This is a genomic window from Fictibacillus sp. b24 (assembly GCF_030348825.1).
GTDB lineage: Bacteria > Bacillota > Bacilli > Bacillales > Fictibacillaceae > Fictibacillus.
Window position 1 is genome coordinate 1817428 of sequence record NZ_JAUCES010000005.1, and the last position, 20320, is coordinate 1837747.

The window sequence follows — 20320 nt, forward strand, 5'->3', positions numbered from 1 at the left end:
AACGATGGCATATGAAAAAGCGTGGGCAGATAATCCGAAAATCAATAAAACAGAACAAAAAAAGCTCGTAAAAGATGGCTTGAAAATATTTGAAGATATTCCTCATTACGCACAAAATGGCTTTTCTTCTATTCCGAAAGAAGAATGGGATAGTTTCAAGTGGGCTGGCCTTTATCTGCAGCGTCCTAAAGAAGACGGATACTTTATGATGAGGGTTAATGTTCCCTCAGGAATTTTAAACTATGAACAAGTTAAAGCTCTTGCCCATATTTGCAAAGATTATGGCAGGTCTGTCTTTGATATAACGACGCGACAAGCTATCCAGTTTCATTGGCTGACGATTGAACAGATTCCTGACATTTTTAATCGGTTGGAAGCGGTTGGGTTATCGAGCGCTGGAGCATGTGGAGACATTACGCGAAACATTATGGGAAATCCAATTGCAGGCATCGATCCATATGAACTATTCGATACAACAGAGATCGTAAAAGAAGTATACGAGTTCTTTCAGCATAATGAAGATTTCTCTAACTTGCCGAGAAAATACAAAATGTCCATTAGTTCAAATGTGAACAATAGTGCTCATGCTGAAATTAACTGTGTGGCATTTACGCCCGCTTATAAAGAGGTTAAAGATAAAGAGATTCCAGGATTTCATATAAAAATCGGCGGCGGTCTATCATCTAGACCATTCTTAGCACAGCCGCTTGATGTGTTTATTGAACCGCATCAAGTAAAAGAGGTTTCTATCGCGATTACTACGATTTTCCGTGACTACGGATATCGGGAAAAGCGTCACCTTGCGCGCCTTAAATTTTTGATGGCGGATTGGGGACCGGAAAAATTTAAAGAAAAACTATTAGAATACACTGGACCCCTTCACTCTAAAGGAAAAGATGCGCTTAAAAAGTGGAACGGAGGCTACTTCTATGGTGTTCATCCACAAAAGCAAGAAGGGTTAAGTTATATCGGTTTTAACGTACCTGTTGGACGACTTCATGCTGATGAAGTATTAGAGCTTGCTGAAATTGCAAAGAAATACGGAAACGGTGAAATTCGAACGGTAAATTCTCAAAACTTGATTATTCCCAACGTTAAACACGAAAACGTCGAGTTGCTTTTACAAGAGGGTATTTTCAAACGCATCACCACACAGCCCTTATCTTTTATTGGGCATTCCGTTTCTTGTACTGGAATCGAGTATTGCAATTTAGCGCTCGTTGAAACGAAAGAGCGGATGCGCCGAATCGCAGAAGTTCTCGATCAAAGAATAGCCTTGGACGTTCCCGTTAGAATTCATATGGTAGGCTGCCCTAACTCATGCGGTCAGCGTCAGATCGCAGATATTGGCCTACAAGGCGTACTGTTAAAAACAAAAGAGAAAAAGATGGTTCAAGCCTTTGAGATTTATGTTGGAGGCACACTTGATGATGGAGGAAAGTTTAACGAAAAGCTAAAAGGAAAGTTTCATGCGGATTTGCTTGATGAAGTGTTGCTGCGCTTTCTTAAAACTTTTAAAGCTGCGAAACTTCCATCAGAAACCTTTTTTGAATATATAGACCGAGTTGGTATACAACAGCTTCAAAGTAATATTGACCAGATTGCTGAAGAATTAGAAGAAAAAGTCTCATAAAATGGGGGTCTCGCCATGTATCTTTACAGATTTGAAGTGATTTCAAAATCAACGATTATTCCTGTTGTGATAGCCGCTTCTACAGATGAACAGGCTTTTCAATTAGTTGACATAGAACTTGAGAAATATTTTTTGAAACAGCCTGATGTTGACGAGATCTCTCTTTATGAAAAGAAAAGAATTCGTACGGGCAACGGGTTCGTGCTTTATGAACGTGAAACGATATTAAATCCTTAAGGAGTGATGATGATGGGAAAAGTATATCTTGTCGGAGCTGGACCGGGTGATCCGGGATTGATAACTGTAAAAGGTCTTCGTTGTATAGAAGAAGCAGACGTTATTTTATATGATCGCTTAGTAAACAAAGAACTGCTCTCTTATGCAAAACCGGATTGCGATTTAATATATTGTGGTAAACTGCCAAACTACCATTTTATGAAACAAGAAACGATTAATAGCTTTTTAGTCAAACATGCTTTGAAAGGAAAAGTAGTTACGCGGCTAAAAGGCGGAGACCCATTTGTGTTTGGTAGAGGGGGAGAAGAAGCAGAAACGCTTGCAAAAAGTCGTATTCCGTTTGAGGTGATTCCTGGAATAACATCAGGCATTGCAGCACCAGCTTATGCAGGTATTCCTGTTACACATCGAAACATCGCTTCAAGCTTTGCGATCGTTACAGGTCATCGTAAAAAAGGTGAAGAAGATGAACTGAAATGGGAGAGTCTAGCGAACGGTATTGATACATTAGCGATCTATATGGGAGTGGGCAGCCTAGGTTATATTTGCAAGCAGTTGACGAAACACGGAAAAAGCAAAGAAACACCAGTTGCCCTTGTTCAATGGGGATCTTTAGAAAGTCAACGAACCGTTACAGGTACACTGGATACGATTGAGGAAATCGTGGTTAAAGAACAAATTGAGAATCCGAGCATGATTATTGTCGGTGAAGTTGTTCGTCTTCGCAGTGAACTGAAATGGTTTGAACAGCTGCATGAAGAACCGAGCAACCTTGCTGCAGTAAGAGAGGCTTTGTAAATGAAGGCATTGCTCTTTATCTGTCATGGCACAAGACTAAAAAAAGGACGAATGGAAGCGGAAAAATTTGTGAGACTTTGTATGGCACAAGTTGATGTTTCAATAAAAGAGATCTGTTTTTTAGAGCTTGCTGAACCATCTATAGGTCAAGGGTTTGAAACGTGTATACAAAAAGGTGCGACGAGTATCTCTGTTATTCCTGTTTTCTTATTAAGTGCTAATCATATAAAAATGGATATTCCGAAAGAACTTCACCACTTGCAGAATAAATATCCAGGAGTAGAAGTGATTTACGGGCGGCCCTTCGGTGTACATGAAGCCATTCCGCATTTATTGTGGGAGAGAATTATGAACAGTGCGATCAATCTAAAGAAAAATACACATATTCTCCTTGTAGGCAGAGGCAGCACCGATCCAGATGTAAAGCGGGACTTAGAGAAGATCGCGTTTAACGTTCAAAACCATTACGGAATTCCTAGTATTCAAGCTTGTTTTCTAACTGGTTCATTCCCAAGCTTTGAGGAAGCTCTATGGAATAGTCGCGAGTTATACGACCAAGTCATCGTTGTGCCGTATCTTCTATTTTCAGGGCTACTAATAAACGGGATGAAACGTACGATAAGCCATTATCAGCAACAATCTAAACAAACCGTAACTCTTTGTGAGACGCTCGGCTACCATCCGATCCTAAAAGAAGTTTTACTCACACGTATCAATGAAACACTTGAGACTAAGAAATATGCATTTTCTTAAAAAGCGAGGAATGCTATGTATCCCATCCATGTAAACTTGTCTGGTAAAACTGTTATTGTAGCAGGCGGGGGTTTGGTAGCTTATCGTAAAATTAAAGATTTATTAAATGAAGAAGCTATAATTACTGTAATCAGTCTAGCAGCTGTTAACGAGATTCAGGAATGGCATTTTGAACAAAAGCTGACTTGGATTGAAAGAGAAGTGAAACGTGTAGATTTGGAAGAAGCATTCCTAATCATTGCGGCAACCAACTCTAAAGAAACTAACTCTTGGATTGCTTCTCATGCAAAGCCGAATCAGCTCGTAAATGTGGCTGATCATATGGAATTAGGAAACTTTATTGTTCCGAGTGTTGTAAAAAGAGGAAAGCTTGTACTTTCTGTTTCTACTTCAGGAGCTAGTCCCATTCTTTCTAAATCAATAAAAAAAGAGCTGCAGCAAACGTACAGTGAAGACTATGAAACGTATTTAGATTTTTTATTTGAATGCAGAGCAATTATAAAAAGGGAATTTCCGCAAGCTTGCCGAAGATCATTATTAAGAGAGCTAACTGATTCCCGCTTTTTATATGATAAAGAAAAACAAAATGTCTATAAACAGGCACTAATGAACAAAGTTGATCGAAACCTAGCTAGTAAAACAACAAAAGAATAGACCTTATCAAGAGAGGTTGAGGGAGCGGCCCTATGATACCTCAGCAACCAGCAGCTTTTTCAAAGCTGAAATGGTGCTAATTCCTGCGAGTTCACTTATGGACTTGTAAAGATAAGAAGACCCCGGCGCATAAGAAAAAGTCTTCTTTAATAGAAGGCTTTTTTATTTTTTTATATAGGAGGCTATCATGAGTTTAATCACAGACTTAGAACAAAACAAGATACTGATTGGTGATGGTGCGATGGGTACGCTTCTGTATTCCTATGGATCTGACTTTTGTTATGAGGAGTTAAATCTATCTCAAGCAGACCAGATTTATAACATTCATCGTGCTTATCTAGATGCAGGAGCTGACATCATTCAAACCAATACGTATGCAGCGAACTATTCGAAGCTCGAACGTTATGGCCTTCAAGATCATGTAAAAGAGATTAATAAAGCGGCTGTTTCAATTGCTAGAAACGCAGCTCAAAATGAATATGTTGTGGGTACGATCGGTGGAATACGTGGTATTAAACCTAATAGCATCTCACTAGATGAAATCAAGCGCAGTTTCCGCGAGCAGTTATATTGTTTATTAATGGAGAATGTAGACGGCATACAGTTAGAAACGTATTATGACCTGCAAGAGCTTGAAACGGTTTTAGAGATTGCTAGAAAAGAAACTTCTCTACCTATTATTACTCAAGTGTCATTGCAGGAAGTCGGATTTTTGCAAGACCGTACGCCGATCTCGGAAGCGTTGAACCGATTAGAGAACATTGGAGCTGATGTTGTTGGTTTAAACTGCCGTCTAGGGCCATATCACATGCTAAAGACGCTAGAGGAAGTAGCATTGCCAAATTCCGCGTTCCTTTCAGCGTTTCCGAATGCGTCGCTCCCTTCGTATACAGATGGCCGTTTTATATATGAAGGAGACGCTGATTATTTTAAAGAGTGTGCCCATATGTTTAGACAGCAAGGTGTTCGTCTATTAGGTGGCTGTTGTGGTACAACACCTGCTCATATTCGTGCCTTCTCTCAAGAACTTAAAGACTTAGAGGCTGTAACAGAAAAAGAAGTAAGGCAAGTAAAAAGAAAATTGGTTATTCAGTCAGCATCAAAACCTAACTACGTGCCACTTAGTGAAGAAGTTAAAAAAAAGCAATCCATCATTGTTGAATTAGATCCCCCGCGCAAGTTAGACACATCGCGTTTTATGGAAGGAGCAAAAGCCTTAAAAGAAGCGGGAATCGATGCACTTACCCTCGCTGACAATTCACTTGCTTCACCTCGTGTATGTAACTCTGCATTAGGATCAATTGTTCAAAAGCAACTGAACCTTCGCCCGCTCGTTCATATTACGTGCCGCGACAGAAATTTAATTGGTCTTCAGTCTCACTTGATGGGACTTCACACACATGGAATTCATGACATACTTGCAGTTACTGGAGATCCTGCAAGCGTCGGAGATTTCCCAGGTGCTTCGTCCGTATATGATGTTACATCTTTTGAACTTATAAAACTTATAAAACAGTTTAATCAGGGTTCATCTCTTTCTGGAAAAGAGCTGGGAGAGAAAACTTCTTTTACGGTCGGAGCTGCTTTCAACCCGAATATCCGGTCCATTGACAAAGCCGTCGATCGTTTAGAAAAGAAAATTGCTTATGGCGCAGATTACTTTATAAGTCAGCCTGTTTTTTCTGAGCAAAGACTTATTGAAACGTATGAAGCAACAAAACACATCGATCAACCAATCTATATTGGCATCATGCCGCTAACTTCATCACAAAACGCAGAGTTTTTACATCACGAAGTACCAGGAATAAAGCTTTCTGACTCTGTGAGGGATCGCATGAGCAAGTTTAAAGATGATCCTACTCAAGCCCAGAAAGAAGGTTTGCTGATCGCAAAATCATTATTAGACACAGCTATGGAACTCTTTAACGGCATCTACTTGATCACTCCATTCATGCGTTATGAACTAACTGTGGAATTAGCACATTATGCGAAAGAGAACCATCCATCACTACTAGCCAGGAGGTCACAGAATGCCTAAGTCATCAATCGAACAGCAACTGAAGTTAAAGATTTTAGTCATGGATGGAGCTATGGGAACGATGCTTCAAGAAGCAAAACTTACACCAGAAGATTTTGGCGGTGAAGAATATGACGGCTGTAATGAGTATTTAAATGTAACAAGACCTGATGTTATCCTGTCCATTCACCATAAATACCTTGAATCAGGTGCTGACATTATCGAAACCAATACATTCGGTGGAACGAATCTTGTGCTCGATGAATACAAACTGGGACATCGAGCTTATGAGATCAATAAGCTTGGAGCTTCCATTGCCAGAAAAGCAGCTAATGCTGTTTCAACAAAGGAATGGCCGCGTTTTGTTGCGGGCTCACTCGGTCCAACAACAAAAACGCTCAGTGTTACAGGGGGTACTACGTTCGATGCTTTACGTGAATCATATGCTGAACAAGCAAGAGGGTTGATTGATGGCGGTGCGGATCTGCTTCTTTTGGAAACAAGCCAAGATATGTTGAATGTAAAAGCGGGCTATCTAGGGATAGAGAAAGCAATGAAACAAACAGGCAAAGAGATTCCCCTCATGGTGTCTGGAACGATCGAGCCGATGGGAACTACGCTTGCGGGTCAGTCGATTGAAGCTTTTTATATATCGTTAAAGCATATGAAACCAATTGCAGTGGGATTAAACTGTGCAACAGGTCCTGAATTCATGCAGGATCACATCCGTTCCTTATCTCATTTGTCTTCAACAGCAGTAAGCTGTTATCCTAACGCCGGACTTCCTGATGAAGAAGGAAACTATCATGAAACACCAGAATCTCTTGCTGCTAAACTATCTGGATTCGCGGAAAAAGGGTGGCTGAACATTGTTGGCGGCTGCTGTGGAACGACGCCAGCTCATATAGAAGCACTTGCAAAAGTAATGAAAAACTATTCCCCGCGACAGGTGCAAGTAAACGAAACACATATGGTTTCTGGAATCGAACCTTTTATATATGATGATCCAACGTTAAGACCGATCATGGTTGGAGAAAGAACAAATGTGATCGGTTCCCGGAAGTTTAAACGTCTCATTGCTGAAGGGAAGTTTGAAGAAGCTGCTGAAATTGCAAGAGCTCAAGTAAAAGGGGGCGCTCATGTACTCGATGTTTGTTTAGCTGACCCTGACCGCGATGAGTTAAGTGATATGGAAGAGTTTATGAAAGAAGCGGTTAAGAAAGTGAAGATTCCTTTTGTCATCGATTCAACGGATGAAGACGTATTAGAACTCGCCCTAAAATATTCACAAGGAAAAGCCATCATTAATTCCATTAACTTAGAAGACGGTGAAGAACGATTTGAAAAGGTGATCCCGCTTCTTCATAAATATGGAGCGGCAGTAGTTGTCGGAACGATCGATGAAACAGGCATGGGTGTATCTGCACAGCGAAAACTGGAAATCGCAAAGAGATCGTATGACCTTTTAGTTGATAAATATAACGTTTCTCCTTCAGACATCCTATTTGATCCACTCGTTTTCCCAGTTGGAACAGGTGATGAGCAATATATCGGATCGGCGAATGCCACTGTTGAAGGCATACGCTCCATTAAGAAACATTTTCCAGAGTGCTTAACCATTCTAGGAGTCAGCAATGTCTCGTTTGGCTTGCCTCCTGTAGGGCGTGAAGTGTTAAATGCCGTATACCTTTATCATTGCACACAAGCGGGACTGGATTATGCCATTGTAAATACAGAAAAGTTAGAGCGTTTTGCTTCAATCGCCCCTAACGAGATTGAGATGGCAGAAAATCTATTATTCCGTACAACTGAAGAAGCTTTATCTCTTTTTACTGACTTTTATAGAGGAAAGAAGAAAGAAATCAAATCAAAACTGCCGGATATGAGCTTAGAAGAACGGCTTCAATATTACATTTTAGAAGGAACAAAAGAAGGATTACTTTCTGATTTAGAATGGGCTTTAGAAAAATATCCAACACCTTTAGCCATCATTAATGGGCCGTTGATGGATGGAATGAAAGAAGTAGGACGCCTATTTAACGAGAATCAGTTAATCGTTGCAGAAGTCCTTCAAAGTGCAGAGGTAATGAAAGCATCTGTAGCTTACTTAGAGCCTCACATGGAAACAAGTGATGAGTCTGCATCAAAAGGAAAAGTACTGCTCGCCACCGTTAAAGGAGACGTTCATGATATCGGCAAAAACCTGGTAGACATCATATTAAGCAACAATGGGTTTAAGGTAGTCGATCTAGGCATTAAAGTAACATCACAAACTTTAATCGAAGCAGTTAAAAAAGAAAAACCAAACATTATCGGACTCTCTGGTTTGCTAGTAAAATCCGCTCAGCAGATGGTCTTAACAGCAAATGACATGCGTGAAGCGAATATATCAACACCTATACTTGTTGGAGGTGCAGCACTATCAAGGAAGTTCACTGATACAAAGATATCTAAAGAATACGAAGGAATGGTACTTTACGCGAAGGATGCAATGGAAGGACTTTCAATTGCAAACCAAATTCAAACACCAGAAGATTACGATAAACTGGCTGTCGAACTTCAAGAAAGGAAAAAAAGAGTCGTGTCTGATGCAGAAAGTTATGAAGGTTCTTCCTCTGTTGCAACAGCTGTAAGGATCCGGTCAAAAGTATCTCAGACTGCTCCAGTTTTCGTTCCGATCGATACCAAAAGACATATTCTAAGAAATTACTCATTGTCTCACATTCAGCCATATATCAATTTACAGATGCTATTAGGACATCATTTAGGTATTAAAGGGAAAATATCACGATTGCTCCAAGAAAGAGATGAGAAAACCCTTCAAATTAAATCAGTTGTAGACGCACTGTTAATAGAGGCGAAGGAAAAGAATTTAATCACTCCTTCAGCGATGTATCAATTCTTTCCAGCGCAAAGTGATGGGGATTCTGTACTCATTTATGATCCTTTTGATCATCAAAGAGTTATTGAGACTTTTGATTTTCCGAGACAAAACAAAGAACCATATCTTTGTATAGCGGATTACTTAAAATCAAAAGAAAGCGGGGAAATGGATTACGTAGGTTTCTTCTCAGTAACAGCTGGAACCGGAATACGGGAGCTAGCTTTAGAACTTAAACAGGAAGGCCGTTTTCTTGAAAGCCACGCACTTCAAGCATTAGCTTTAGAAACAGCAGAAGGTTTTGCAGAATTGGTTCACCAACAGATGCGAGATCGCTGGGGTTTTCCAGATTCAGTTGATTTTACGATGAGAGAACGGTTTTCCGCACGCTATCAAGGGCAGCGGTTCTCCTTTGGGTATCCGGCATGTCCCGAACTTGAAGATCAGCAAAAGCTATTCAAACTCATCCAGCCTGAGGATATCGGTATTCATTTAACAGATGGCTGCATGATGGAACCTGAAGCTTCCGTTTCTGCCATTGTATTTGCACATCCTGAAGCAAGGTATTTTAATGTGTTAAGTTGAACAATAGCACCTGATAAAAGGTGCTATTGTTTTTCCTTGAATTTTAGGGTATGTTTCTAATGTTTTTAAAATTTTCATACAATTAAGATAATTTGTTTTGAATCCATTTCTTTATCCTATATGATGATAAAAAGAGAGGAGGAGTTATGTTTATGAAGAACATAGACTTTTATCTGCCTACCATCATACGAGCTGGAAATGGTGAATTTAAAAAAATGGGGATACACTTAAAAGAAGTTTTAGAGGGAAATCGAATCTTTATCGTGACAGACCCTGGTATTGAGCAAACGGGGTTCGTAAATCAAGCTATTCAAATGTTAGAAAAGCAAGGATTTGAAACCCGAAAGTTTAATAAAGTAAAACCAAATCCGCGTGATATCGATTGTAAAAATGGTGGTGAAGATGCGAAAGATTTTCGTGCGAATGCGATATTGGCATTAGGCGGGGGATCTGTTATCGATTCAGCAAAAGCGATAGCCATTTTACAGTGCCTAGGTGGTGAACCACAGGATTACGCTGGGCGAGATAACGTACCTAAAAAAGTAACTCCAATTATTGTTGTACCAACAACTGCAGGAACTGGTGCAGAAGTAACCCGTTCATCGGTTATTACGAATACAGCAAAAAAGATAAAATTTACGATTAAGGACGTCAAGATCGCACCCGTTTTAGCGATTGTGGATCCTGAGCTTACCTACGGATTACCTGCTCATTTAACAGCATCAACAGGAATGGATGCTTTAGTACATGCAATAGAAGCTTTTACTTGTAAACGAAGTAATCCAATCTCAGATGGTCTTTCGTTACAAGCAATGAAACACATATATCCCTATTTAAGAAAAGCCGTAAATGATGGGAATGATCAAGAAGCCAGGTACAACATGATGGTGGGTTCAACGCTTGCAGGCATGGCTTTCTCTCATGCTGATGTAGCATCCGTTCATTGCATGGCTGAGGCAATCGGCGGTTTATATGACACTCCACATGGTGTTGCCAATTCTATGTTTTTGCCATATATCGTTGAATATAATGCAAAGACGGAACTAGAAAAACACGCAGTAATCGCGAGAACGATTGGAATTGCTTCTCTGGTCGATTCAGATCGTGATGCAACCGCACGTCTCGTAGATGAAATGAAGCAGCTGGCAGTAGACCTTTCAATTCCAACATTCTCCTCTTTACCTGAAGTGAAACAGGACGATTTCGATTATCTTGCTGAGTCATCATACTTGAATGGATCCACATCAAGCAATGCGAGAGAAATTACTAAAGAAGACTATCTGGAACTATTTAAAAGGGCATACTCAAATGAACTTAAAGGGGTTAGCCAGTATTAATAGATCTGTCCTATATAATGAAAGAAGGTAAGCGGGGATGCTAAAACAAAATGAACAAGCCTTACGAAAGTTGATCTCTTCAGGAAATGGAACATATGGAGTTTCGATCTATCATTTTGAAATAAAAGAAAGCTTTGAATATCAATCGAATGAGCTGTTTTATTCAGCTAGCATTATCAAGGTTCCCATTATGGCTGCCGTATTTGCTCATGCTATGAAAGGGAAATGTTCGTTATCTGATAAAGTTCGCGTAAAAGAAGAAGAAATCGTGCCTGGGGATGGTATCATAAAGCATTTGACATCTAGTATAGAATGGACCGTTCAGGATTTAATCGTATTAATGATTATTGAAAGTGATAACACGGCGACAAATATATTGATTGATTTAGTAGGGCAAGATCAGATTAATTCTTATATGAAAGAATGGGGATTCAATCAAAGTCACTTACATCACAAACTACAAATTAAAGCTGCAAGAGAACCTGGAAAGATGAATGTCGTAACTGCTCATGAAATGAATGAATTTTTGAAGAAAATAGTGGCAGGATCTGTGGTTTCATTGAATTCTTGTAAAAAGATGATACATATTATGAAGCAGCAGAAGATGAATGACTTGCTGCCAAGTCTTCTTCCAGAAGCAGACGGTGTAATCGGAATGATTCCGAATTGGGAGTTTGCTCATAAAACAGGGTATGTACCAGGGATCGAGCATAATGTAGGATTATTTTATCTACCTGGTCAAACCTATGCCGTTTCTGTATTAAGTAACAATGTTCCTAATCGTGCTGAATCAAGAAGGATTATGGGTGAAATCGGAAAGTTGCTGTATCAGGTTTCTTGTGAATCTAAAACATAAAGAAAGCTAATGGACGTATTCAATGTCCATTAGCTTTTTTGTTAGCATATTGAATCAGTAGATTTTGGATTACTTAGGCCAAACATAGGTCTCACGAACAGAGCTAAATACGTACCTAACATAGCCATAACTGCCCAAACCCAGCCGTGAAGACTAAATGAAGCAATTCCGCTAAAATAAGCACCAATGTTGCAGCCGAATGCCAAGCGAGCACCATAGCCCATCAATAATCCACCGATAATTGAAGCGCCAGCAATACCTGGTTTAATCTTTCCTGGTTTAAACGTTCCTTGGAAAGCAGCTGAAATGAATGCACCGAGAATAATACCGAAATTCATTACGCTTGTGCCATCCGTTAAAACACTTTTAGAAAGAGCTTCTCCGTTCTTGCCATCAAAGTAACCCCAGGCAGAAACGTCAACACCTGATGCCATCATCACTTTTCCGCCCCATAGCGCAAACGCTGATGTGATACCCCAAGGACTTCCTTTAACCGCTAACGTTAATGCATTTAGCAACGCGAGCACGATTGCGGCTGTAAATAACGGCCAAGAACCACGAAGTACCTTTTTCCACCCAACGGTAGTCGGCAGCGGCTTCATCATAGGCGGTTTTTTCTTTTTAGCAATTTGAACGGTAATCCAATAAATCAGAGCAAATAATCCTAATTGAATGACTAACGCACCCATATAGCCGATTCCTGGAATTTGGTTTAATGAAAGCGGTGGAAGAGAAGGCAATCCCATCCAAAATGTGAAGTGGTAAGCTCCAAGTACAGATCCTGCAATAAATGATATAAGCGTTAATATCATAGATGAAGATCCGCCGCCTAAAGAATAAAGCGTTCCTGACGCGCATCCATTTCCAAACTGCATTCCAATACCGAAAAGAAAGGCACCAACTAAAATACTTATACCAACTGGTGATACATTACCGGTTGGTTCAGCACCAGTAAAGCTAAAACCAGTGTTAAAAATAATAGCAAATAATACGGATGCTACTGCAAGCATCACCATATGTGCTTGCAGCCCTTGCACATTTCCAACAGAAACGAGCCGTCTAAAAGCTGAAGTGAATCCAAAACGTGCATAAAGCAGTGCACAGCCAAGCATTATTCCTATAATAAAGAGAGTTCCTTTAGTCCAGTCAGCAACACTAACGATTGCTGTAAGAAGTAAAATGGCAGCTAATGCGCCTAATGCTACTAATGGTTTTTGCATAGGACTTAAATCAGTTACTTCAGTAGTTGGCTGGCTTTTATATGATTTGTTCATTTTTGTATTTAAAGCAGATTGAGCCATACTATCCCGCCTTTTCCTATTAATTTTATCGGAATTAATGTATAACATTATACTACGAATCGAAAATTGTGCAAATGATGAAGTTGGAGTACACATTTGAACTTGATAAGAGTGGGTTTGAAACGTATGGTAGTAAACATTTACACATATACACATAATTAAAAATAGAGTATTTGAGTTTTTGGGATTCAAGAACACAATAAAGTTCTTAGTAAGATGAAAATAAGTAATTGTATCTGGGAGAATGATTTAAATAAAAAACAGTATGGAGTAAATGAACAAATAACAAAAGCGATTAGTAATTATTACATAAGTAGATCAGATAATTTAAAGGAAATTTTGAAATGATACATAATCGTTTAAATGATAAATACATATGCGGTTTATAATTTTTAGATAAAAGATAAGTAAAATAATTCGTTTTTTCATTTTTCGTCTCACTATCTTAAGTAATCTTTGGTTTTGAGACCTTTTCCTTCTATTCTCACATAGCTTCCGAGAATAGATATTATGTCACCTAATTATAAATAATAAACTTACTTTATATTTGTGTGCTCTCTCTTTCTTCTTCTTTCGGAGTTATCCATAAAAAAACACAGATCGCTTAATTTCGATCTGTGTTTGCTTTTTTATTTTTTTATCTGCATTACCATCGAGTTAAATCGTCGCTTGAAATCTTCATCTTTATTCAACCAGCGATAAAAAGTTTGTATTTGTATATTAGCACTTTTACAGGCTTCAGTTAAATCTGCTTTTAACTTATAATTATCAAGTAATTTTTCTTTTCTTTCTTCTACTGCAGTTTTAGTAATCTTAATTGGCCGGTCATTTAATTGTTCCGGCGATAGCTTTTCTCTTTTAAATTCTATATGTTTTCTTAATAGATATAAGTTTTTATCCCTATAAATCCAATTTCCAAAGTTATAAACAGTTTTTCTGCCAGATAGAAATAGCCTATGATACTTTTCCTTACTTACAATAAAAGGTTCGAAAGAGTAAAATTCTAATCTTTTCTTAAAGTGTTCCATGAATTTTAGTGATCCACCTACAAAAGATACCGTTCTCTTTTCAAAGTTAATATTCCCATCACCATCAAAGTAACCCCTAACAAAATGACTTAAATACTCCTCTGGTACATACGGAAACTCAAGTGTTGTTGACTTCTTAGGGATCATTCCATGTAAGTGTATTAAATCTTCTTTCATAATCTTGCTTGAGATGTTTAATAAATGTACGCCTGTTCGTGGATTTATTATGATTGGATGTTTTGATTGGAGTTCTTTTTTGATGTCTTCGAGGATCTTAGGGTCTTTTTGTGAAAAACTTATTACTTGTAAATCTTGTGGCATAAATCCATCAGCTGCAAAAAATCCCAAAACATATGCCATGGATGCTGACCACGTCTTGAAATAATTTTCATTCACCGTATACTTTCTTAACCAACTGCTATGCGGCTGACGATCTACATTATGCTTTTGCAGTACTTTATTGATATATCTGGATGACACATTCGCTTTTATCGCAATCTCATTGCTGCTCATACCATTGTTAAAACTCTCAATTATTGCAGGGATACTCATGGTGCATTTGCTTTTTCGCATACCAATCAACTCCCTTACTCGTATACTTACATTATACCGAACATCTGTTCCTATAGCGAGTTTTTGGCATTTTTCTATATAAAAAAGACGCAACTCACTAAGTGACAGCGCCTTTTATTTAATACTTTTCTTCATAGTACAACTTCTATTTAAAAATACCGACAGCTCTTTGGGGATCTGCGGGCCCTTTGTGTTCAAGTGCATCGAAAACAAAATTAAAAGCGAGTGGATCTTGAGCAATGTTCTGATGTTCAATTTGATCATATGGATAGTAATCCTGAATCGTTACATTTGTTACATTTTCTTTCTCTCCGTTTAAAAAAGCTGAAGTAAAAGGAACAACAATCTCATCATTACGTGTTGTGACAACCGTGTATGATACATCTCCTGGTGTTTCGTCCCCTTCATTCAGCGCTAAAAGAAAATCAGACCCTGCAGCTTGTTGCTGACATGCTTTGCAAGAGGCAAGATCGGCTCCAGTTGATGTAAGCTCCGTAAGACCCGCTACACCTTCTGTTCCATGATTAGATGGAACAAGACCAATCAAATCTTCTACCTTTTCGGCTCCACCCAGGTTCTTCATATAATAACGAGGCATCATTCCTCCTTGGCTATGTCCGACGATTGATACTTTTTCTGCTCCAGTTAAATTTAAAACGTTATCAATAAAAGTTTTAAGTTCTGCTGCCGAATCCTCGATTGGGCCCGAAGCAGGAACAGCACCGTTATAACCGTAGTTCAAGGAAAATACACAATATCCTTTTTCTTTTAACAGGGGTGCAAGATTTATAAAGTTTCTTTCCATCGTTTCGAAAGTTCCCGGTACGAGGACGACAGGTTCAGGGTGCTCTGCAGAAGGCTTACAAGATGAATCATTTGCTCCAGGTGGCGGAATCCCTTGTTCTGTCAGAAATCCATCACTTGATGACTCTTGTGCTTTAGCAGTAGTTTGACTTCCACTGATCACGATACCTGAACTTAGTATCAAGGTGTAAAGTATACTTAACCACTTGTTCACTACATATCCCTCATTTCTGTTTTTAATTAATAAAAAAAGACAGCATAATTCCTCTATAAGGATTTATGCTTGTCTCCAATTTCCTGCATACTCTAATCATTAACTTAAACACCATTAAACTAAAGAGTGTAAGCGTTGTCAACAGCAGAACTAGTTTTACCTATGTAAAAATGCAGGTAACTTATGGCATGATTCTATATGGCTCTTTTCACTGGATATTGCACTTTTGCATAAAAAGAGACGCTATCACAATGTGACAACGCCTCATACTTGGAACTACTTCATAAACTTTTTAATCATCTTCAGACCATTCTTCGCATTCGGATAACGAAAACTAAAGTCGAATTTATTCGTTTGGTTTAAGACACTTTTGCTGTGAGAAAATGCAACAAAGCTGGATTCCCCATGATAACTGCCCATCCCGCTCTCACCTACTCCTCCAAATGGGAGATAAGGTGTTGCGATGTGCATCAACGTATCATTGATTGATCCGCCACCAAATGAAATGTTGCCTACCACTTTTTCTTCTATTTCCTTATTTGTCGTAAACAAGTAAAGTGCCAGAGGTTTAGGGCGACTTACAATAAATTCAATTACTTCTTCCAGATCCTCGTATTCCAAAACAGGAAAGATTGGACCAAAGATTTCGTCGCTCATCACTGGAACAGAGGAATCTGTAGGAACCATAAGAGTAGGTTCGATTTTTTCTTTTGTTTCGTCATAACGACCACCAAAAAGGATCTCGCCATCTGATAAATAGTTTTTCAGACGATTAAAATGACGATCATTCACAATCTTGCCGTATGATTCATTTTGCAATGGATGTTCTCCGTAAAAATCTGTAATGACTTCTTTAAATGTATCAATAAATTCTGTGCGTATGTTTTTATGAAGGTACAAATAGTCTGGTGCAATGCACGTTTGGCCTGTATTCGTAAACTTGCCAAACGCTATTCGTTTAGCAGCAAGCTTAATATCTGCTGTTTCATCAACAATACAAGGACTTTTTCCGCCAAGTTCTAGTGTAATCGGAATAAGCCGCTTGCTTGCCGCTTCCATTATCACTTTCCCTACCGGTACACTTCCTGTAAAAAAGATATAGTCTAACGGCTGATCCAGTAAATTTTTAGTCGTTTCAACTCCTCCTTCTACAACAGCAATGTAGTCAGGGTGAAAGAATTCTTTTATCAATGCATCGATTAAATTAGATGTACGTGGAGTTAGTTCTGATGGTTTTAGTATAGCTGTGTTTCCCGCTGCTATTGCACCAATTAACGGCGATAGCTGCAGCTGAAACGGATAGTTCCAAGGAGCGATGATAAGCGTAACGCCATAGGGCTCTGAGATGGTATAACCTTTAGATCCAAAATGAGTCTTTGCTGTTTTCACTTTCTTAGGTTCCATCCACTTTTTAAGATGTTTTTGTGTATGGCGAATTTCTTCTAATAAAAAACCGATTTCTGTTGTATATGCTTCAGTTTCTGATTTGTTTAAATCTGATTTTAACGCATGCAGAATCTTTGCTTCGTTGTTACGAATCAGTTTTGAAAGATTGTTTAGGGCTTTTATTCGAAATTCATAAGATCGTGTTATACCGCTTCTGAAATAAGCCTTCTGAGCCTGTACCAGCTCATCAATGGTTTCTTTTGACTTTTCTTTTATAATGAATGTTGAATGATTCAATACAGATGCCTCCCTATCAACATTATATAATTAAGTGTTTAAACTTATAAACATGTTTTGTGTGAATACTATAATATCTTTACTATTTTTAGTCAATGGTTTTGATTACCCCAAGTTTATTATAAATACACATATTGAAAATTATCCCAAAATATTCTTACAAAACGCAAAGACCCCTCCTTGATAACAAGAAGGGGTCTGCAAGATATATTTAATCTTCTTTAATCGTTGAAACTTGCCATTCAACACCGTATTTATCTGTAACTTGGCCGTATGAAGGGCTCCAGAACGTTTCTTGCAGAGGCATTGTTACTTTACCACCTTCTGAAAGCTTTTCAAAAACATTCTGTGCTTCTTCAACTGTATCGATATGAATCGCAATGCTTACTTGATTTCCAAGATTGTAAGGCATCCCAGGAAACGTATCAGAAAGCATCATGATGGTATCCCCCGCTTTAAACTGAGCGTTCATCACACGATCCTTTGCTTCGCTAGGTAGTGGATGATTAGGATCTTCTGGCATTTCTCCAAAGGTTTGCAAAGAAATTAATTCAGCGTTCAATGCATTCACATAAAATTTTACTGCTTCTTGGCCATTTCCGTTAGTAACCAGGTAAGGATTCACAGCTACAATCATGTATACACCTCATCGTCTCATTTTTTCGGTAACAAGAACACTTGTTCGTTCTAATCATATCACGATTAATAATGATGTGTCACTAGATTTTATATTTCTGTTTTTATTGAGGATATACCTTCATTAGTAAGTAAGAAAAAAAGAGAACCATGAAAGGCTCTCTTTTTCGGATTTAATTTAAATCAATGCGGTAGAATCCAAATCCTTTTTCGTCTGTTCTGTTTAGGTATTTAATCTTGCTCTCTTCACTTGTATACTTTTGACCATTTGGTGAAGAAGTAAAGGTTACATTAACATCGCCGCTAATTGGTGCAAGCGACCAGTTGTTATCAGCAGTTGGTGTGATTTCTTTCATCTCTGTGATGTAATCCATTAAGATTTGACGGTTCTCATCCGCTGAATCAACTACATATTCGCTGCCTTTGAGTCCTGGGAAGTTTCCGCCTCCGCCAGCTCTATAATTGTTTGTAACGACAACAAAGTCTTGGTTAGGGTCCACAGCTTGTCCGTTGTATGTGAGGTTCAAAATCCTGCTGCTGTTAGGGTTAATAACTGTACCTTTTATATCATATTTAGCAGGCTGTGTTACATCAATCTGATAGTTTACTCCATCGATTACGTCAAAGTTATATACTGGGAACGTATCATCTAATAACGGTTGCTCTTCTGTTTTATTAGGATCGATAGTTTTGAATTTACCAGCAGACATCTCTAGCCATTCTTTTACGACAGATCCTTTTACTTTCAGAGCTTTTAATGTGTTGTCGTATAAGTAAAGGTCGCCTGCGCTTCGGATTGTAAGTGGACCTTTTTCAATTTCAGTGTATTCGCCAACACCATTTCTTCCGGCTTTAAACGGTGCTCCTACTGAAAGGATCGGCAGGTCTTTATATTCCGGTTTATTTAAAGAGATATATTTTTCTACATACCATTTTTGTGCGTTCGTAACGACCTGTACAGATGGATCATCTTGAACAAGTGCAAAGAAGCTATAGATGTCATCTGTTGTTGTACCGATCGGTGTATTCACGTATTTAATGGTAGCATCATGAGTATCTTTAACAGCTTCAACTACTTTATCATCAGGTTTAACATCTTTTGCGCTTCTTACAGAAGACTGAGATCCTACGACTTTCCAGCTTCCTTTTTCTTTTTGAAGAGTTAGGTCGATCAATCCAAGTGAACCTCCACCATAACCTGCTTGTACAGCTGGTACGCCGTTAATTGTTCCTTTGGCATTATCTACTCCTGGAAGTACGTTGCCGTAAGCATCTTTAAATAAAGCATCTAGTGATTTTTCATCTGCTGCTGGGAAAATTTTATGTGTGTGTGAGAACGTAATCGCGCTAATGCCCTTTACTTTGCTTAGAGAGTAGATCACATCTTCTGTATTTGCTTCACTGCTGTTAAACCCAGAGTGAGCTTGTGCGATAATGATATCTGCTCCTTTTTTCTTCATTTCAGGAACAAACTTTTCGGCACTTTCAATAATGTTCTTTGTGATGACTTTTCCGTCAAGATGAGATTTATCCCATTCGTTAATTTGCGGAGGTACAAATCCGATATAACCAATTTTAATAAGTTTTGGTCTGCCGTTTTCATCTTTAACCATTTTCTTTACAATTTTATAAGGAGAATATTTGTTAACATCATTGTTCGGGTTATTATCATGGTCATCTACATAGACGTTTGCATTTACATATGGAAAATTAGCATCGTCATATGTTTCATCTAAGAAATCTAAACCATAGTTGAATTCATGGTTTCCTAGAGTCGCCATATCATAGCCCATTAGATTCATAGCTGCAATAGCGGGGTGAACTTCCCCTTCTTTCAAAGGTTCAATTTTTGCTTTGTATGTACCAAGGGGCGTTCCTTGAATCAGGTCACCATTATCAACGAGTACTGAGTTTTTGTTTTCTTTACGAGCTTGCTTTACAAGGGTAGCTGTTTTGGCCAATCCTACAGTTTCTGAAGATGCATTCTTGTAATAATCAAAGTTAAGTAGATTTGTATGGATGTCTGTTGTTTCCATGATTCTCAGGTTTACTTTACCAACATTTTTAGCAGGCATTTTAGCGATAGCATTTCCTGCTAAAGGTGAACTTAATAGACTTATTGCTAACGTAAGAGAAACTACTTTTTTATGATTGGTTTTCATTTCCTCAAACCCCTTTACAATAATTGAAACTGACGATTCAGGTCCCAAAATATGATACCATGTGCTATTTGTTAAAGATAGAGAGCCTAGGGAAAAATTAGAAACATTACATAAAATTAATAAATTTTAATGAGAAAGACCTATTTTCTATTAGGAGAAAATACATAT

General features: G+C 38.4%; 15 protein-coding genes and 1 riboswitch. Of the genes, 9 read left to right on the forward strand and 6 right to left on the reverse strand.

What is annotated here, in order from left to right:
- Positions 1–4 precede the first annotated feature (4 nt).
- From QUF49_RS09430 to QUF49_RS09470, 9 genes are all read left to right on the forward strand, one after another.
- Positions 5–1633 carry a nitrite/sulfite reductase gene (locus QUF49_RS09430; RefSeq protein ID WP_289495410.1) on the forward strand — a complete coding sequence of 543 codons (1629 nt, stop codon included), beginning with the start codon at positions 5–7 and terminating at the stop codon, positions 1631–1633.
- 15 nt (positions 1634–1648) lie between these two features.
- Positions 1649–1870 carry a DUF3906 family protein gene (locus tag QUF49_RS09435; protein WP_289495411.1) on the forward strand — a complete coding sequence of 74 codons (222 nt, stop codon included), beginning with the start codon at positions 1649–1651 and terminating at the stop codon, positions 1868–1870.
- Between the two features lie 12 nt (positions 1871–1882).
- Positions 1883–2668 carry a uroporphyrinogen-III C-methyltransferase gene (cobA, locus tag QUF49_RS09440; RefSeq protein ID WP_289495412.1) on the forward strand — a complete coding sequence of 262 codons (786 nt, stop codon included), beginning with the start codon at positions 1883–1885 and terminating at the stop codon, positions 2666–2668.
- Positions 2669–3421, forward strand: coding sequence for a sirohydrochlorin chelatase (locus QUF49_RS09445; RefSeq protein WP_289495413.1), 753 nt, complete (start codon positions 2669–2671; stop codon positions 3419–3421).
- Between the two features lie 15 nt (positions 3422–3436).
- Complete coding sequence (locus tag QUF49_RS09450) at positions 3437–4075, forward strand: precorrin-2 dehydrogenase/sirohydrochlorin ferrochelatase family protein (RefSeq protein WP_289495414.1); 639 nt, start codon at positions 3437–3439, stop codon at positions 4073–4075.
- Positions 4076–4193, forward strand: a riboswitch (SAM riboswitch).
- A gap of 69 nt (positions 4194–4262) precedes the next feature.
- Positions 4263–6113, forward strand: coding sequence for a bifunctional homocysteine S-methyltransferase/methylenetetrahydrofolate reductase (locus QUF49_RS09455; protein WP_289495415.1), 1851 nt, complete (start codon positions 4263–4265; stop codon positions 6111–6113).
- A complete protein-coding gene (gene metH / locus QUF49_RS09460) occupies positions 6106–9558 on the forward strand; it encodes a methionine synthase (protein WP_289495416.1) in 3453 nt (1150 codons plus the stop codon). Before QUF49_RS09455 ends, metH begins: the two co-directional genes overlap by 8 nt.
- Positions 9559–9710: 152 nt before the next feature.
- A complete protein-coding gene (locus QUF49_RS09465; RefSeq protein WP_289495417.1) occupies positions 9711–10895 on the forward strand; it encodes an iron-containing alcohol dehydrogenase in 1185 nt (394 codons plus the stop codon).
- Positions 10896–10932: 37 nt separating this feature from the next.
- Positions 10933–11751, forward strand: coding sequence for a serine hydrolase (locus QUF49_RS09470; RefSeq protein ID WP_289495418.1), 819 nt, complete (start codon positions 10933–10935; stop codon positions 11749–11751).
- A gap of 41 nt (positions 11752–11792) precedes the next feature.
- Here the strand turns inward: QUF49_RS09470 and QUF49_RS09475 are convergent, their stop codons facing one another.
- The 6 genes from QUF49_RS09475 to QUF49_RS09500 form a co-directional block, all read right to left on the reverse strand.
- Positions 11793–13052 carry a YeeE/YedE family protein gene (locus QUF49_RS09475; protein ID WP_289495419.1) on the reverse strand — a complete coding sequence of 420 codons (1260 nt, stop codon included), beginning with the start codon at positions 13050–13052 and terminating at the stop codon, positions 11793–11795.
- A 629-nt stretch (positions 13053–13681) separates the two neighbouring features.
- Complete coding sequence (locus QUF49_RS09480) at positions 13682–14653, reverse strand: endonuclease (protein WP_289495420.1); 972 nt, start codon at positions 14651–14653, stop codon at positions 13682–13684.
- A gap of 145 nt (positions 14654–14798) precedes the next feature.
- Complete coding sequence (locus QUF49_RS09485; RefSeq protein ID WP_289495421.1) at positions 14799–15671, reverse strand: esterase/lipase family protein; 873 nt, start codon at positions 15669–15671, stop codon at positions 14799–14801.
- A 276-nt stretch (positions 15672–15947) separates the two neighbouring features.
- Positions 15948–17354, reverse strand: coding sequence for an aldehyde dehydrogenase (locus tag QUF49_RS09490; protein ID WP_425590459.1), 1407 nt, complete (start codon positions 17352–17354; stop codon positions 15948–15950).
- A 211-nt stretch (positions 17355–17565) separates the two neighbouring features.
- The gene (locus QUF49_RS09495) at positions 17566–17991 is read right to left on the reverse strand and encodes a VOC family protein (RefSeq protein ID WP_289495422.1); all 426 of its coding nucleotides are present in this window, start codon (positions 17989–17991) and stop codon (positions 17566–17568) included.
- A gap of 172 nt (positions 17992–18163) precedes the next feature.
- Positions 18164–20152, reverse strand: coding sequence for a bifunctional 2',3'-cyclic-nucleotide 2'-phosphodiesterase/3'-nucleotidase (locus QUF49_RS09500; protein WP_289495423.1), 1989 nt, complete (start codon positions 20150–20152; stop codon positions 18164–18166).
- Between the last annotated feature and the right edge of the window lie 168 nt (positions 20153–20320).